The 14122-nt window shown below is 61.8% G+C and carries 13 protein-coding genes; 5 read left to right on the plus strand and 8 right to left on the minus strand.

Annotation, left to right across the window (positions count from 1 at the left end):
- Positions 1 to 214 precede the first annotated feature (214 nt).
- Entirely contained in the window at positions 215 to 1225 is a 1011-nt protein-coding gene (locus GGD53_RS30930) for a ligase-associated DNA damage response exonuclease (RefSeq protein ID WP_184460509.1), read from the minus strand.
- Between the two features lie 51 nt (positions 1226 to 1276).
- Positions 1277 to 2080: an alpha/beta fold hydrolase gene (locus tag GGD53_RS30935; protein WP_184460510.1), complete on the minus strand. Its 804-nt coding sequence runs from the start codon at positions 2078 to 2080 to the stop codon at positions 1277 to 1279.
- A gap of 117 nt (positions 2081 to 2197) precedes the next feature.
- Between GGD53_RS30935 and GGD53_RS30940 the strand changes: the two genes are divergently transcribed.
- Positions 2198 to 3169, plus strand: a complete 972-nt coding sequence (locus GGD53_RS30940; protein ID WP_184460511.1) for a glycerophosphodiester phosphodiesterase family protein — start codon at positions 2198 to 2200, stop codon at positions 3167 to 3169.
- Positions 3170 to 3188: 19 nt separating this feature from the next.
- On the opposite strand, the gene GGD53_RS30945 is transcribed toward GGD53_RS30940, so the two are convergent.
- Positions 3189 to 4979: a methyl-accepting chemotaxis protein gene (locus GGD53_RS30945; RefSeq protein WP_184460512.1), complete on the minus strand. Its 1791-nt coding sequence runs from the start codon at positions 4977 to 4979 to the stop codon at positions 3189 to 3191.
- A gap of 460 nt (positions 4980 to 5439) precedes the next feature.
- Here GGD53_RS30945 and GGD53_RS30950 point away from each other — a divergent pair, with 460 nt between their 5' ends.
- The gene (locus GGD53_RS30950; protein ID WP_184460522.1) at positions 5440 to 6162 is read left to right on the plus strand and encodes a LuxR family transcriptional regulator; all 723 of its coding nucleotides are present in this window, start codon (positions 5440 to 5442) and stop codon (positions 6160 to 6162) included.
- 39 nt (positions 6163 to 6201) lie between these two features.
- Here GGD53_RS30950 and GGD53_RS30955 read toward each other — a convergent pair whose 3' ends face one another.
- Positions 6202 to 8496, minus strand: coding sequence for a sensor domain-containing protein (locus GGD53_RS30955; protein ID WP_184460523.1), 2295 nt, complete (start codon positions 8494 to 8496; stop codon positions 6202 to 6204).
- 251 nt (positions 8497 to 8747) lie between these two features.
- Between GGD53_RS30955 and GGD53_RS30960 the strand changes: the two genes are divergently transcribed.
- The gene (locus GGD53_RS30960) at positions 8748 to 10115 is read left to right on the plus strand and encodes a TIGR03808 family TAT-translocated repetitive protein (RefSeq protein WP_184460513.1); all 1368 of its coding nucleotides are present in this window, start codon (positions 8748 to 8750) and stop codon (positions 10113 to 10115) included.
- Between the two features lie 19 nt (positions 10116 to 10134).
- Here GGD53_RS30960 and GGD53_RS30965 read toward each other — a convergent pair whose 3' ends face one another.
- Together GGD53_RS30965 and GGD53_RS30970 are read right to left on the minus strand one after the other, a co-directional pair.
- A complete protein-coding gene (locus GGD53_RS30965) occupies positions 10135 to 10599 on the minus strand; it encodes a YbhB/YbcL family Raf kinase inhibitor-like protein (protein WP_184460514.1) in 465 nt (154 codons plus the stop codon).
- 67 nt (positions 10600 to 10666) lie between these two features.
- The gene (locus GGD53_RS30970; protein WP_184460515.1) at positions 10667 to 10906 is read right to left on the minus strand and encodes a hypothetical protein; all 240 of its coding nucleotides are present in this window, start codon (positions 10904 to 10906) and stop codon (positions 10667 to 10669) included.
- 235 nt (positions 10907 to 11141) lie between these two features.
- On the opposite strand from GGD53_RS30970, the gene GGD53_RS30975 reads away from it, so the two are divergent.
- Positions 11142 to 11807 carry a glutathione S-transferase family protein gene (locus GGD53_RS30975; RefSeq protein ID WP_184460516.1) on the plus strand — a complete coding sequence of 222 codons (666 nt, stop codon included), beginning with the start codon at positions 11142 to 11144 and terminating at the stop codon, positions 11805 to 11807.
- 3 nt (positions 11808 to 11810) lie between these two features.
- Here GGD53_RS30975 and GGD53_RS30980 read toward each other — a convergent pair whose 3' ends face one another.
- The gene (locus GGD53_RS30980) at positions 11811 to 12704 is read right to left on the minus strand and encodes a LysR substrate-binding domain-containing protein (protein ID WP_184460517.1); all 894 of its coding nucleotides are present in this window, start codon (positions 12702 to 12704) and stop codon (positions 11811 to 11813) included.
- 178 nt (positions 12705 to 12882) lie between these two features.
- Here GGD53_RS30980 and GGD53_RS30985 point away from each other — a divergent pair, with 178 nt between their 5' ends.
- Positions 12883 to 13068 (plus strand): hypothetical protein, encoded by a 186-nt coding sequence (locus GGD53_RS30985; RefSeq protein WP_184460518.1) that lies wholly within the window; start codon positions 12883 to 12885, stop codon positions 13066 to 13068.
- Positions 13069 to 13103: 35 nt separating this feature from the next.
- On the opposite strand, the gene GGD53_RS30990 is transcribed toward GGD53_RS30985, so the two are convergent.
- Complete coding sequence (locus GGD53_RS30990; protein ID WP_184460519.1) at positions 13104 to 13595, minus strand: GNAT family N-acetyltransferase; 492 nt, start codon at positions 13593 to 13595, stop codon at positions 13104 to 13106.
- Between the last annotated feature and the right edge of the window lie 527 nt (positions 13596 to 14122).

The following is a 14122-nucleotide window of genomic DNA, read 5'->3' on the forward strand; positions in this document are numbered from 1 at the left end:
GGGGGAAAACCCCTCCCCAACTTCGCGAGAAGAAGACCCCTCCCCAACCCCTCCCCACAAGGGCGAGGGAATAACCGGTGGCCGCGGCTTGCCCCAAAGTGTCGTCGCTGCATGCGGGGCCGTCAGAGGTAAAATGCGACGAGCGCGGCGCGGTAGCCCCTCCCCCTTGTGGGGAGGGGTTGGGGAGGGGTTTTGACGCGTTCTCCGGCTCATCTCAATCCGCCTCATCCTCATAGCCTACCAGATGCAACGGTTTCGCCTTGATGCCCTGCAGCTGGCACCAGCGCACCAGCGCCTCCTCGCGGCCATGGGTTACCCAGACCTCGGCCGGATGCAGTTCGCGGATCGTTTCGGTCAGTTCCGGCCAGTCACAATGATCGGAGATGACGAGCGGCAGTTCGACGCCGAGTTGTTTGGCGCGCTGGCGCACCATCATCCAGCCGGAGGCGAAGGACGGCAGTGGCTCGTTGAAGCGGCGCGCCCAGCGGTCGGCGAAGGCTGATGACGGGCCGACGACGACAGCGCCCCGGAAGGTGGATTTGTCGCGGCTTTCGATCGTCGCGGGCAGCAAGTCGCCGAGGTCGATGCCTTGGCCGACATAATAGTCGCAGAGCTTTTCCATGGCGCCGTGGATATAGATCGGCTCGGCATAACCGGCATCGCGCAGTAGCCGGATGACGCGCTGGGCCTTGCCGAGCGCGTAGGCGCCGACCAGATGGGTGCGCTCGGGAAATTGCCGGAGCGAGGCCAGCAGCTTGCCGGTCTCGTCGATCGGATCGGGATGATGGAAGACCGGCAGGCCGAAGGTCGCCTCGGTGATGAATACATCGCAGGCGACCGGCACATAGGGTGCGCAGGTCGGGTCGGGACGGCGCTTGTAATCGCCGGAGACGACGATGCGGGTGCCGTTCTTCTCGATGGCGATTTGGGCCGAGCCGAGCACATGGCCGGCGGGATGAAAACTCACCTTCACGCCGTTGATCAGCAGCTCTTCGCCGAAATCGGCGATCTGCTCGCTGGCGCAGAAGCCCTCGCCATAACGCAGGCGCATGATGTCGAGCGTCTGACGGGTGGCAAGCACGTTCACATGGCCCGGCCGGGCGTGATCGGAATGTCCATGGGTGACGAGCGCCCGTTCGACCGGCCGCACCGGATCGACATAAAAGCCGCCTTCCGGGCAATAGAGCCCTTCCGGGGCGGGATAAAGCAGCGCATCAGCTCTCATGGACCAAGAGATAGTGGGAAATGGGCGCGAGGCCAGAGGAAGCGATCGTCATCACCTGATCCCGTCGAGAAAGGATAAAATCGCGGCGTTGAACTCCGCCGGCCGCTGCAGCGGCGCGAAATGGCTGACGCCGGGCAGGTAGATCATCTGAGCGTCGGCGATGCTGCCGGCAAGGTATTCGGCATGCTCGGCTTTGATGAATTCGTCGTGTTCACCGAGCACGATCGCAACCGGAACGCCGATGCGGCCGAGGTCGGCAGCCCCATAATTCGGCTCGGTGCGCATCATCAGGCTGACCGCCTCGACGAAGGAGTTGAAATCGTCCGGCGTGGCGGACAATGCCGCATAGTCCTTGGCGTGGCGAGCGAAACATCGGTCGATGACCGGGGTCGGAACGAATTCCAGCGTGCCGCTCGGATCCATGTTGCAGGCGAAGAAGAAGACGCCCTCGACACGCGACGGCGCCGTCATGGCGAGGATCAGCGCGATGCAGGCGCCGTCGCTCCAGCCGACGAATGCCGCCGTTTCCAGCCGCAGTTCGTCCATCACCGCCAGCACATCGGCGGCCATCAGCTCATAGCTGTAGGGACGGGTATCGCGGGTGCTTCGGCCATGGCCGCGGCTGTCGATCAGCACGACGCGGCGGCCGCGGCCGAGCAGCGCCGGGACCTGGTAGCCCCAGTTGCCGCTATGGCCGAGGCCGCCGTGCAGCAGAATGACGGCCGGGCCCGTGCCGTAGCTCGCATACCAGATGCGGGCCCCGGCGCGCCCGACATGGCCTTCGACAGAAGCCGGCGGCAGCGGGGCGGCCCCCTGCGCTTCGAAATGGATGAGTTCGTCGTCATGTCGTTCCATCGCGATGCCAATCCTTTCCGGCGAATAATCCCGCGCATAGAAAAGCCGGAAAACAGCCCAAGAACAACCAGAATCGCTTTTTAGCTGTTGCCTCTTGCCATGCAATCAGGAGAGGAAATGGGCGGGAAGCTTTTCTATTGCGCTGCGGCGATCGCGCTCGCAGCCACCGGCATCTATCTCAACAATACCAGCCTCATTGCCGAGCATCGGCCGGGAAAGCCGGTGCTGCTCGCCCATCGCGGCATCGCCCAGCGGTTCGACGAGACCGATCTGAAGAACGACACCTGCACGGCGAGCCGCATGCTGTCGCCGAAACACGACTATCTGGAAAACACTATTGCCTCGATGCAGGCGGGCTTTGCCGCCGGCGCCGACATCGTCGAAATCGACGTGCATCCGACGACGGATGGCGAATTCGCCGTCTTTCACGACTGGACGCTCGACTGCCGCACCGATGGACACGGCGTGACCCGCGAGCATTCGATGGCTGAGATGAGAAGGCTCGACATCGGTTACGGCTATACCGCCGATGGCGGCAAGACCTTTCCCTTTCGTGGCCGGGGCATCGGCATGATGCCGACGCTGGCGCAAGTGCTTTCGACCTTTCCGGATCGCCGCTTTCTCATCAATATCAAGAGCCGCGATCCGTCCGAGGGCGAAAAGCTCGCCGCCGTGCTGAACGGGCTTCCGACCGCACGGCGGGCCGACATCATCGTCTATGGCGGCGACGAGCCGATCGACGTGCTCGGCCGGCTGACACCCGATATCAAAACCGCCTCGCGCAAAAGCCTGAAGGGCTGCCTGTTCGGCTATATCGGCTATGGCTGGACCGGCCTCCTGCCTGAGGCCTGCAAACATCGGATGATGCTGGTGCCGATCAATATCGCGCCGTGGCTCTGGGGCTGGCCGGACCGCTTCCTCAACCGAATGGAAGATGCCGGAACAGAAGTTTTCGTGCTCGGCCCCTATCGCGGCGGCGGTTTTTCCACCGGCATCGACGATGCCGCGCAGCTGGCGCGACTGCCGCAGGATTATGCGGCAGGCCTATGGACGAATGAGATCGAGACGATCGGTAAGTTCATGAAATGAGGTGGAGTCTCCGCGAGCCTCAGAACTCCACCCAATCGCCGCCGGCGACTGCCGCATTGCCGTGGAAGGCCGCGTTCACCTTCGCGGCCATTGCCCGCGGTGCCGATGGGATGGGTCTGGAAGCAGCGGTTGCCGCGGCGGGGCGTGATTGGCGCAAGGCCGCGCTTCCGATGTTGAACTGCCCCAGCAGCTGGAAGAGCGCATCGGCCTCCTTGGCAAGACTGTGGGCGGCGGCCGTCGATTCCTCGACCATGGCCGCATTCTGCTGCGTGCCCTGGTCCATGGTGTTAACCGCGGTGTTGATTTCCTTCAATCCCGTCGCCTGCTCCTTGGAGCTTTCGACGATCGCGAGAACATTGCCGTTGACCTGCTGAACCTGAGCGACGATCTCTTCCAGTGCCTTGCCGGTTTCCCCCACCAGGCTCACTCCGCTCTTCACGTGCTCGTTGGAGGCGCTGATCAGCTCCTTGATCTCCTTCGCCGCTTTGGCCGATCTCTGAGCAAGTTCGCGAACTTCCTGTGCGACCACGGCAAAACCCTTGCCGGCATCGCCCGCGCGTGCCGCCTCGACGCCGGCATTCAGCGCCAACAGATTGGTCTGAAACGCGATTTCGTCGATCACGCCGATGATATTGCCGATCTCCGCCGACGATGTCTGGATCTTTCCCATGGCTTCGACGGCGCTACGGACCACCGCCCCGGAACGCTCGGCATTCTCGCGCGTCCTTCTCACCAGTTGGCCGGCCTCCTGAGCGCGGTTGCTGGAATCGGAGACCGTTGTGGTGATCTCTTCCAGGGCGGCGGCGGTTTCCTCGACGGAGGCCGCCTGCTGTTCCGTGCGCTTCGACAAATCGTCCGAGGCGGAGCGAACTTGCTGAGCTCCGGCGGCGATGCCGGTTGCGTTTTCGGCCACGGCCTGCATCGCTGCGCGCAGCTTACCGACCGCGGCGTTGAAATCGGTTCGGAGTTTTTCCAGGGTCGGAATGAACGGGGTTGCGACTTCCTGGGTCAAGTCGCCGCCAGACAGGCCCGTCAACGATGCCGCCAACTGATCGACATTATTGACGCGGGCAGTAACGTCGGTCGCGAACTTGACGACCTTGAACACCTTGCCGTTCATGTCGAAGATCGGGTTGTAGGAAGCCTGGATATAGACCTTTCTGCCGCCCTTGCCGATGCGCAGAAATTCATCAGCCACGAATTCGCCACCTGACAGGCGCGTCCAGAACCGCCGGTAATCGTCACTGTTAACGTAAGCCCTGTCGCAAAATATCGAATGGTGGCGCCCCTGGATCTCGGCAAGCTGATAACCGAGCGCCGACAGGAAATTCTCGTTTGCCGTCAGAATCTCGCCCTTCGGTGTGAATTCGATAACCGCCTGGGCGCGCGACAGTGCGCTTATCTTGCCGGCATCCTCGGCGCTCTGCAGCTTCTGCTTGGTGATATCGGTCGCGAACTTCACCACCTTGTAGGGTTTCCCGCCGCTGAATACCGGATTGTAGGAGGCTTCGATCCAGATTTCCTTGCCGCCCTTGCCGATGCGTTTGTACTGGCGCTGATCGAACTCGCCTCGGTTCAGCCTCGTCCAGAACTCGCGATAATCGGCCGACGAGGCTTCTGCCGGCTCGACAAACATCCGGTGATGCTGGCCGACAATCTCGGACAAGTCGTAACCGAGGGCAGCACAGAAATTGGCATTGGCCGTGAGAATCTTGCCGGTAAGGTCGAATTCGATGATGGCCTGCGACCTGCTCATCGCGGCCAGTACGGCCTTGGCATCCGAACCGAAGCCGAATCCTATTTTCTTCATGCTGTTCCCCCTCGCTCAAATCGAGCGCATGACTGCCGCCACCCACCGCGGGCTTGCGCTGGACGGGCACCCCGAAAATAAAATCCGATAAATTCTTTAAGCTTCCTTTAACCGAGCCGTCGCGAAACCGGATGCGTGATATCCGAGCGATGCTGAAAGAAAACCGAATATGATCAGCCATTTGCATCAGGACTTGGCGTCGGAGCTGATCTTTCGGGACGTTGTCAAACGTGCCGCCACCGATTTTATTCGCCATTGCCGGCTTCGAATGTTTCGAAGAGCCGTAAACTCTTTGTTAAGCAATGGCCGCCCGCCTATTTCAGGCAGTCAAGGGTCTTTCCGTTTTTTCTCTGCAGATGCATATTCTGCCGTGCTTGGAGCATGCAGAATCAACTTCCGATACGAGCGGATAAGTGGACACCTCAGCCGCCAGGCGCCGCGAATGCCATCGGAGAAAGACATGCCGCTCGAGGCCGAGTTCAATCGAATTGAGGAAGTCGCCGCAGGCTTCAAGACGCATTACGAAGTCTTCAAATACGTGAAGCGTCTTACGCAGGATCTGGGAATGACGGCTTTCCTGATCATGACGCTTCCTTCGGTCGATGTCGTCGAAATCGGCGCGACGAAGATCATCACCAACTGGCCGGCGGAAATGGTCGATTATTACGACGCCCATAACCTGATGGTCGACAGCCCGGTCATCCGGAGGATGCTGAGATCGACGAGCCCCTTCAATTATGATGTCGAGGCGATCAATACCGATCGCGGCGAAGGCAAGAAGTCCACCGTCATCGAGTTGTTCAGGCGGTACGGCATGGAAAGGGGCGCGTATTTTCCCGTTCATGATGCCGCTGCCGGACGCGGTGCGATGTCGATTTCGGGGTCTCGGAATTTCAGTATGGTCGAAATGGCGAAACTCCTGTTTATCGCGACGCTCATCTATGATCGGCTGTCACAGCTGACATTGAACGAGAAACACAAGCCGGTTGCCTTTACGCAGAGCGAGCTGGACTGCTTGAGGATGACGGCTGGCGGCAGGAAGAGCAGCGAAATTGCGAAGCTTCTCGATCTGTCGGAAAGCGCGGTCAACAATCAGATCGGCAGCGTGATCAGGAAGCTGGGATGCACGACGAGAACGCAGGCGGTCGTCAGCGCTCTGCGTCTCAATATCATTCGGGTCTGACCGCCCGATCCACCCGCGATCAGCAAGCCGAGGAAAAGTTCAGGGCAGCTGCCCCTGCAGCAATCGGGAAACCTCCTCCGGCGGGACGGGTTTCGAGAAGCGGTAGCCCTGCGCCTCCTCGCAACGTGCCTGCCGCAGGAAGTCCATCTGGGCATCGGTCTCGACGCCTTCGGCGAGAACTGACAGCTTCAGCGTCTGCGCCAGCGAGATGACGGCCGAGGCGATGGCGACGGCCGTCTTGTCACCCGGCAGGGCCTCGACCAGCGAACGGTCCATCTTCAGCCTGTCGAAGGGAAAGGTCTTTAGGGCCGCAAGGCTGGAATAGCCGGAGCCGAAATCGTCGATCGACAGGCGCACGCCGAGCGCCCTCAACTGCTCCATCATGGCGAGCGCACGCTCGGCATCCTGCATCACCACGCTTTCGGTGACCTCGAGCTCCAGCCAGCGGGATTGCAGGCGGTTGCGCTCCAGCGCCTCGGCGACGTGGCTCGCAAAATCGGGATCGGCGAACTGCTTCGCCGAAACATTGACGGCGATCGTCACCGGCGTCAGGCCCATATCCTGCCAGTTGCGCGCCTGGCGGCAGGCCTCGTTCAGCACCCAGAGGCCGAGGGGAACGATGAGGCCGGTCTCTTCGGCAATCGGGATGAAACTCGCCGGCGGCACCCTGCCCTTGGCCGGATGGTTCCAACGGACCAGCGCCTCGATGCCGGTGATGCGGCCGGTGGCGACATCGACCTGCGGCTGATATTCCAGGAACAGCTGATCGGCTGTTATCGCCTGATGGAGCTCCTCCTGCTCGCCGCGCGGCATGCCGACCCCGCTGCTGTCGCCATCATGATGCTGCAGCGTGTTGCGGCCGAATTGCTTGGCGCGATACATGGCGCGATCGGCATTGGCGAGAAGCTCTTCCGAGGTGACGCCATCGACGGGAAAGGCGGCGACGCCGATGCTCGAGGTGATGATGATCTCACCGCTCTCGCCTTGCATCGGCCGAGTAATCGCCTTCTGCAGATCGCGAAGGCGGCGGGTGATGCCGGCATCGTGGCTCGACTGGTGGACGAGCACCACGAGGAATTCGTCTCCGCCGAGCCGCACCACCATATCCGAGGGACGGATGCTGTTGGCCATGCGGGTGGCGATCTCCTTCAACACCTCGTCGCCGGCGGCATGGCCGCGGCCGTCATTGACGTCCTTGAAATTATCGAGATCGATATAGGCGACCGTGACCTTGCGGTTATTGCGCCGGGCCTGGTCAAGGATGCCGGCCAGCCTTTCCTTCAGAAAGGCGCGGTTCGGCAGGCCGGTGAGATCGTCATGATGCGCCATGAAATGGATGCGATCGTCGACGCGCTTGCGTTCGATGGCAATGCCGGCGATGTGGGTGGCGAGCGCCACCAGCCTCATTTCATGCTCGGTCGGACGGCGTACCTCCCTGGAATAGAGGGCGAAGGTGCCGAGCACATTGTTCTCAGAGGTAGCGATCGGCGTCGACCAGCAGGAGCGAAAGCCGAAAGGCGCAACGAGCCCGCGGAAATCCTCCCACAGCGGATCGCTCATCACGTCCTCGACGATGACGGGCTGGCCGCGCCAGGCGGCGGTACCGCAGGAGCCGACCTTCGGGCCGATCGTGACGCCGTCAATGAGCCGGCTGTAGCCGCCGGGAAGATTGGGAGCCGCACCGTGATAGAGCCGGGTGCCCTCGCCGTCGAGCAGGAGAACCGAGCCGTCGATACCCGTCAGCTGGGCTTCGATCATCAGCACCAGCGCCTCGAGGATCATCGGCAGCGGTTCATTGCGGGCAATCATCTCGAGCAGTTTCGCCTGGCCGCGATGAAGATCCTCCTGCAGCTTGCGTTCGGTGATATCGCGGGAAACGCCGATCAGGCCGACGACCTCGCCGCGATCGTTGCGCAGCGGGATTTTCGAGGTCAGCCGGCATACCGGCTTGGCGGTGCCGGGAAGGACGACCGTCTCCTCCATGTCGATGCGGGCTTCGCCGGTCGCCATGATCTGCTGCTCGATATCGAAATGGCGGCGCGCCGCCTCGAAATCGAACAGGTCGAAATCACGCTTGCCGGCAATCTCTTCGGCGTTGAGGCCGAGGCTGGCCGCCGTGACGGCGTTGGCGAAGACAAAGCGGCTGTCACGATCCTTGACGTAGAGGAAGTCCGGAAGTTCGTGGATAATCGCCTTCAGGCGCAGGTTCTCGACACCGTCCGACACGTGATGGGCGGTCGACGCCATCATCGCCTCGGTCGCGGCAACGAAGCGCCGTGTTTCGGCCGTCAGGGAATCGACAGACTCCCATCGCCTGGCACCCGCTTCCTGCATGACGCCATTCTCCCCGAGCGGCTGAAGGCCCATCCCGTAACACCCATTTATTTTCCCTTAAAAGTAGTCCTTATTCCCTTCGGGTTGCTTAAATGAAAGAGTGAACAACACACCAATATAAGCGGCGAGATCCTGCCATCGGCCCCTGCCGCAGCAAGAATTTCGGTTTGATGTTAAGGGCCTGTGTCAAAACAAGACAGGCGGGCTGGCACGTTTTCTGCTACGGGCGTGTCATGACAGGAGAGCCCGGAATGCCCCTTCGCCGCGACATGCTGCTCTTTCTCGCCGCCTCCGCACTTGCGGGCGGGACGTCGCGCGCGCTTGCCTCGCCGCTGACGGCTGCCAGCCAACCCGATCTGCGCGGTGCGATCGACGCGGTGGAATATCGCGCCGTTCCCGAAAGCGGCGACCGCATGACCCGCAACCTCGAGCAGATGATAAAGCAGGCGGCGGCCGAGAACGTGCCGGTCTTTCTGCCGCCCGGCACCTATAGGATCTCCAATCTCACTCTGCCCGACAATACGCGCATATCAGGCGTGCCCGGCGCCTCGCGGATCGTCTACACCGGCGACGGCCATCTGTTTGCGGCCGAAAACATCAGGCGCATCGAACTTTCCAATCTCGTCATCGACGGCGGCAACCGCTGGCTCGGCGATTATGTCGGCGGGCTGCTGCAATTTACCGGCGTCGACGAGGTGCTGATCGACAATTGCGAGATTGGCGGCAGCCGCAAACATGGCCTGCAGCTGGAGCGCTGCGGCGGGCGGATCGAACGCAGCCGCATTTCGGGCGCCGCCCAATCCGGGCTTTACGCGGTCGATTCCGCCAATCTTTCGATCGTGGCAAATACGGTTTCGGATTGCGGCAATGGCGGCATTCTCGTGCATCGCTGGAAGAAGGCGGAGGACGGCACGGTCGTCTCCGGCAACCGGATTTTCAACATCCGCGCCAATGACAGCGGCACCGGCCAGAACGGCAACGGCATCAACGTCTTTCGCGCCGACGGGGTGATGGTGGTGAACAACCAGATTTCCGACTGCGCCTTTACCGCCATCCGCGCCAATTCGGCCTCGAACATCCAGATCAGCAGCAACCAGTGCCGGCGCTCCGGCGAGACGGCGATCTACGTCGAATTCGCCTTCGAAGGGGCGGTCGTCTCCGCCAATATGATCGACGGGGCGGCGAACGGCATCTCGATCGCCAATTTCGACGAGGGCGGGCGGCTCGCGAGCGTCACCGGCAATGTCGTGCGCAACCTGACGCTGAAAGGCCCCTACACCCACGAGGTCGGCTTCGGCATCGGCATTGCGGCGGAAGCCGATACGCTGGTGTCCGGCAATGTGATCGAGGGCGCGCCGCGCTGGGGCCTGCAGATCGGATGGGGGCCTTATCTCAGAAATGTCGTCGTCAGCGGCAATGTGGTGCGCAAGGCGCCTGTAGGATGCGCGGTCTCGGTCGCCGAGGGGGCAGGCACGGCCGTCATCACCGACAACATCTTCCAGGAGGTTAGCCAAGGGGCGGTGCTTGGCTTTGAGTGGGACAGACAAGTCTCCGCCGAAATGGCGGGCGGCCGCGCGCCTTATGCGCAGCTGACCGTCGAGCGAAACCGCGTATCCTGACACGCGGCTCCGCCTTTGCTCAGTGCGTCTGGTAGGTGCCGGTGACGGTCGCTTCCGCCAATGCGTGTTTCTTTGCCTCCGCCCACATCGCGCTGATACCGGCGGCATCCGGCGTAGAAAGCTTCGGCACGTCGAGGGCCGCGAGGCGGAAGATGTAGTGATGCGGGCGATCGCCGGCCGGCGGCTGCGGGCCATCGTAACGGGCGTTGCCGAAATCGTTCTTGTAGAAGCGCGGCGCCTGCTCCGGCGCCGTATCGACGCTTTCGGCAAGTGCGCACCACTGCGCTGGGATATTGGCAATGCCGCAATGGCGGAACGTGCCATGCGGAGCATCCGGATCCTCAACCATCAGAGCAAAGCTCCTGGTCTCCTCGGGCGCGCCGCTCCAGGTAAGCGGCGGAAAGAGATTCTCGCCGGCGCGCGCATATTTCTTCGGGATCGGCTGATCCTGGGCAAAAGCCTTGCTGATCAATGTCAAAGTCACGACGTTCTCCTTCTAAGGGGGCTCCTTTCTGATCGGGGGCTCCTTGATGTTCAGGGCTCCTTCATCGTCAGGGACGACCGCTTCCCTTTTTGTGCTCGCTCTCCTGGTTGCGGCCGCGCACCATGGCCCGATCGTCGTTGCGCGGGTCCGAGTCGGCCTTCAGATCATTGCCTTTGCCATAGGCTTCCTTCGCCTGTTCATTGCGTTGCAGATCTGCCTTGGCGTCGAAATCCTTGCCGGCATTTGCGGTTTTCTCACGTTTCTCGATGACACGAAGCTGTTGTTCATGCGTCTTCTTGCCCGTCATGAGTTCCTCCTTTGCATGGCCCGCGCTGCGCACGCGGCTCATTGCTTTTCGGCGCCGCGGCGGCGCCAATCTCAGGGTCCAACCCGCCGGCTCTCTCATTGTTCCCAATTGTGCTCTATCCGGTCGGGAATGCCCCGGCCGCATCAAAAGCTTTCATCGTCCCATCAGCGGCGAGGACTTTTCCGAGGGTGATCCGGCGTTTACGGTTTCTGCCACACAGCGAGGGGATATCGTCATGCTGACAATCTATGGGGTCTATCGATCGCGCGCTTCGCGCGTCTACTGGATGGCGGAGGAACTCGGGCTCGAATTCCGCTCGGTGCCCGTGCTGCAGGCCAGGCGGCTTGCCGACCCGCTCGCCGAAGAGGCGCCGCTCAACACGCATTCGCCGGATTTTACAGCCCTCAACCCGATGGCGCAGATCCCCAGCATTCGAGATGGCGACCTCGTCATGCACGAGTCGCTGGCGATCAATCTCTACCTCGCGCGCAAGCATGGCGGGCCGCTTTCCGGCAAAACCGTCGAGGAAGACGGATTGCTGATGATGTGGACGATATGGGCGGCCTCGCAGGTCGAGCCGCACTCGGTGCGGATCGTCCTCACCTATGACAACGGGCTTGAGAACAGCGACGACGGCAAGCAGACGATCGCCGCCGCCTGCTACGGGCTGCGCCGGCCATTTGCGGCGCTCGAAAGCCATCTTGCCGGCCGGCAGTGGATCGTCGGCGACCGCTTCACCGTCGCCGATCTCAACATCGCCGAGGTGCTGCGTTATGCCCTGAGCGAGACGGATCTTTTCGACGCGCATCCGAACATCAACGCCTGGATCGAACGCTGCCAGTCCCGCCCTGCTTACAAGGCGATGCAGGCGGCCCGCAGCAAGGAACCGATCGAGGTTTAGCGCTTACTGGAAAAGCGCCAGCGTGCCGGCCATTTCCTCGCGGATCCAGGCCTTAAAATCCTTGACCTTCTTCGGCTCGCGCATGCCGGCCGTCACGAAATAATGGCCGAAGCCGGTCTTCGCGCGAAGGCCGAACGGCGCCGCCAGCCGGCCTTCGGCCAGCGCAAAGGCGGCAAGCGTCTGCCAGGCGAGCATGACGCCCTGGCCGGCGATCGCCGCATCGAGGCACAGCGAGGCGTCGTTGAAGACGTGGCGCGTCGCAAGCGTCGCGCCCGACAATCCGGCCTCGCGCATCCAGACTTCCCAGCTGAACATGGCCGGGCCATCGATGATGGCCGGCAAAGCGAGGATATCGGCCGGCTCTTTCAATCTCGCCGCCATCTCAGGCGAACAAACGGGAAAGACCTCCTGCTCCAGCAGCAGCTCGGCCTTCACATCGGGCCATTTGCCGGCTCCGACGCGGATGCCGATGTCGACGTCGCCGAGAGCCGGGTTTACGAGATTGGTCGTTGCATCCAGCCGCAGTTTGATGTCGGGGTAACGTTCGGCGAAGCGATGAAGCCGATGGACGAGCCAGCGGGCGGCGAAAACCGGCGCCACCGAGATAGTCAGGATCGTATCGTCCTTGCGGCTTGCGATCGAGACCGCCTGCGAAAGACGGGCGAAGCCCTCGTCGAGCGCTGCGAGCACCGGCCGGCCGGCTTCGGTGGCGATCATTCCCCGGGCGGTGCGCTCGAAGATTACCTGGCCGAGCTGCGCTTCGGCCTTGATCACCTGCTGGCTGACGGCGCCGACCGAGACGCCGAGCTCGTCGGCGGCCGCCTGCAATGAGCCGAGACGACCGACGACCTCCAGCGCCCTGAGGCCGTTGAGATGGACGCTATTCAGGTTCTTCATATAGTTTTTCTATAATGTCGCCGCGGTAATCTCAATTGAAAAAGCACGGGCGCAGGCAGACATTGCGAGCATACAGGATCCCGCTCGACCGGCGATGGCACGATGAGCGGGAGAGCTTGTTCGGCACCAGCCGCCGGTTGGTCACCTTTCCGCGCCGCTGGAGAATGCGAGGCTTGCCATGTCGTGGCTGAAGTTTTTCTTGAAGTCTGCCGCGGGGACGCAGATCGACCCGGCCTGGAAGGATGACCCGCTGCGGCATCCCGAGGTCCAACGCATGTCGCTGCGCGAAATCGCCGATCTGCCGCTGGGAGCGGAGACCGGTTTTCATGCCGAGGCCAGGCCGCAGCTGGCGGAATGCGCGTGAGCACCGCTCCCGCGCTTTTGCTGATTTGCGTTATACTAAACGGCAGACGCCTGCCAGCAAATCACCGGACCGTCGTCGGGATCGATGCGCTCGCCGGCGCGGAAAAAGCCGTTGCGTTCGAGGACACGCTGCGAGGCGATGTTTTCCACGGCTGTATCGGCTGAAACGAGAGTTACGCGCGGGTCCTGCCGCGCCCATTCCAGCAATTCTCCTATGGCGCGCGTGACGGATCCACGTCCTTGGCGGCTGGGCGCGACCCCATAGCCGATGTGGATTTCGCCGTTCTGAGGTGCGCGAATGATGGAGCACAGCCCGACGATTTCGCTCTCCTCCACAATCATCCAGGCCGAGGGCATGAATTCGGCGCCGATCTCGGCTGCAATCCTGGCCAGCATCTCCAGCACCTCGGGAGGCGCGATGGCGCTATCGGAAACCAGGCGCGTATTTACAGGCGCGAAACCTTTCAGCAACGCGTTGAAATCATGAGTCGTCAATTCGATGATCATCTTCTTCTCGACATTGAGCATGCGCCGGTTTTGGCGCGTCAAGCCGAGCGATGGAGCGAGGCTAGCCCTCGATCAATTTCGAGTCGTGTCTCGCCGTTCGCCTCGGCCGGTGCGTTCTGAATATTTTGCGACGGCAAACAAAGGCATTCTCCTGTTGGGGCATGATCCCGGAATGAACTGATGCGGCTCGATATTGAAGTTCGTCTGGTTCTTTGTCCAGGCTTCGCAAGAAGCAGCGCCGGAGCGCGTCCTTCGAGGCTTCGCCCTTTGGGCTACGCGCCTCAGAGTCTGTGAATCTTTAGGATTTTCGTCGTTTTTACGAGAGCTAAGTGATTGATTTGACTCGCATCGAAATATCGAAAAATCGATAGATTCACAGGCTCTCAGGATGAGGAACCTTGGAGGGTGCCGCGGCCAATGCGAGGCGTTGGAGGTGCCGCACCGGCACGCCACGAGAGCCTCATCCTTGTACGTTGCCGTTGGTGTATAAACGGGCTGCGCGACGGGGATGCGTGTCATCCTTGGGTTTCGAACTCGTACCTCAGCGA

The sequence above is a fragment of the Rhizobium aethiopicum genome (assembly GCF_014197535.1).
GTDB classification, from domain to species: Bacteria; Pseudomonadota; Alphaproteobacteria; order Rhizobiales; family Rhizobiaceae; genus Rhizobium; species Rhizobium aethiopicum_A.

Bases quoted from the DNA above. Each gene is read 5' to 3' on its own strand.
- GGD53_RS30930 (WP_184460509.1), bottom strand. From the start codon at position 1,225: ATGAGAGCTGATGCGCTGCTTTATCCCGCCCCGGAAGGGCTCTATTGC.
- GGD53_RS30935 (WP_184460510.1), bottom strand. From the start codon at position 2,080: ATGGAACGACATGACGACGAACTCATCCATTTCGAAGCGCAGGGGGCC.
- GGD53_RS30940 (WP_184460511.1), top strand. From the start codon at position 2,198: ATGGGCGGGAAGCTTTTCTATTGCGCTGCGGCGATCGCGCTCGCAGCC.
- GGD53_RS30945 (WP_184460512.1), bottom strand. From the start codon at position 4,979: ATGAAGAAAATAGGATTCGGCTTCGGTTCGGATGCCAAGGCCGTACTG.
- GGD53_RS30950 (WP_184460522.1), top strand. From the start codon at position 5,440: ATGCCGCTCGAGGCCGAGTTCAATCGAATTGAGGAAGTCGCCGCAGGC.
- GGD53_RS30955 (WP_184460523.1), bottom strand. From the start codon at position 8,496: ATGCAGGAAGCGGGTGCCAGGCGATGGGAGTCTGTCGATTCCCTGACG.
- GGD53_RS30960 (WP_184460513.1), top strand. From the start codon at position 8,748: ATGCCCCTTCGCCGCGACATGCTGCTCTTTCTCGCCGCCTCCGCACTT.
- GGD53_RS30970 (WP_184460515.1), bottom strand. From the start codon at position 10,906: ATGACGGGCAAGAAGACGCATGAACAACAGCTTCGTGTCATCGAGAAA.
- GGD53_RS30975 (WP_184460516.1), top strand. From the start codon at position 11,142: ATGCTGACAATCTATGGGGTCTATCGATCGCGCGCTTCGCGCGTCTAC.
- GGD53_RS30980 (WP_184460517.1), bottom strand. From the start codon at position 12,704: ATGAAGAACCTGAATAGCGTCCATCTCAACGGCCTCAGGGCGCTGGAG.
- GGD53_RS30985 (WP_184460518.1), top strand. From the start codon at position 12,883: ATGTCGTGGCTGAAGTTTTTCTTGAAGTCTGCCGCGGGGACGCAGATC.
- GGD53_RS30990 (WP_184460519.1), bottom strand. From the start codon at position 13,595: ATGCTCAATGTCGAGAAGAAGATGATCATCGAATTGACGACTCATGAT.